The sequence below is a fragment of the Roseibium aggregatum genome (assembly GCF_017309185.1).
Classification (GTDB): domain Bacteria; phylum Pseudomonadota; class Alphaproteobacteria; order Rhizobiales; family Stappiaceae; genus Roseibium; species Roseibium aggregatum_B.
In genome coordinates this window covers 1-1114 of record NZ_JAEKJZ010000012.1, presented here as the reverse complement: position 1 = coordinate 1114, position 1114 = coordinate 1, and the positions used below count along the sequence as shown (strand labels likewise).

The 1114-nt window shown below is 68.8% G+C and carries 1 protein-coding gene; it reads right to left on the bottom strand.

The window, feature by feature from the left end:
- Positions 1-1007, bottom strand: a 1007-nt coding sequence (locus JF539_RS27440; protein ID WP_207144429.1) for a DUF7146 domain-containing protein, incomplete at its 3' end; no start/stop codon positions are given.
- Positions 1008-1114: the final 107 nt, after the last annotated feature.

The following is a 1114-nucleotide window of genomic DNA, read 5'->3' as shown; positions in this document are numbered from 1 at the left end:
TCTGGCGCCAATTGCGGGCGGAGTTGTGCCTTCAGGTCGTCGATGCCTCTGGCCTGCAGGTCGTCGTTGAAGTCGGCGTTCTGCGGCGACAAGGCAAGCGCTTCGATGCCTGCCATGGCGGCGCGCTCGGTCAGGGTCGCGACGGCTCGGTCGCCCGCGGCGTCGGCATCGCGGGCGATGTAGAGCCGGAGCAGGGTCGATGGCAGTTCGAGCGCGGCCAGATGGGCTGCCGACAATGCGGCAGCCATCGGCATCTCCGGCAGCGCCGTGCGCAAGGACAGCACCGTCTCGATGCCTTCGCCGGCGACCAGCACATCGTGCGCGATGCCGAAGCGGACGGCATGACCCAGAAGATCGCCCATGGCCCGGCGCGGCGTGGCGACGGCCGCCTTGCCCGACCCATCCGCCGCGAGCCATGTGCGGTGCGCGCCGGTGATCCTGCCCTTGAGATCGGTGATCATGGCGATCATCGCCGGGCGTTTCTGAACCGGCGCGCCATCATCCGGACGATAGTAGCAGCGCGGGTGATACCGCAGCGCCCCCGCGTCGTGGACGGTCCCGATGCCGCGACCGGCTAGGTAAGTCTCGACCGGGGTGCTCCGGATCGGCTGCGCCATGGCGAACAGACGCCGGGCCGCCTCCGGCGATCCGACCGGCACGGGCGAACGATCGACATCCGGCGCCGCACAGGGTTCCTCGCGCGGCAGGCTCAGGAACCGTCGCGCCTCGTCGGCCACGTCCCTGAACGCCGTGAGGCCGCAGCTCTCCCGGATCACGTCCAGCAGATCGCCGTGCTCGGAAGTCGCCGCATCGGTCCAATGACCGGCCGCTCCGGGACCGGCCTCCGGTCCCTTCAACCGCACATACATCGACCGACCCGGCGTGTTGCGCGCATCACCCACGGTCCAGTACCGGCCCTGGCGCCGACCGTTCGACAGGTAGTGCCGGCACACCGCCTCCGCATCCCGGGCAAGCCGGCGCGACAGGTCCGCTGCATCGCAAGGCATCACCCGATCCCCCGCCATCTGATATTATGTTGCGCAGGTTCTCGGTTAATCCCCCAGAACAGGGAAGCAGCCCCCAGCCGCAACATAAACCGCAACGCAACATGTTC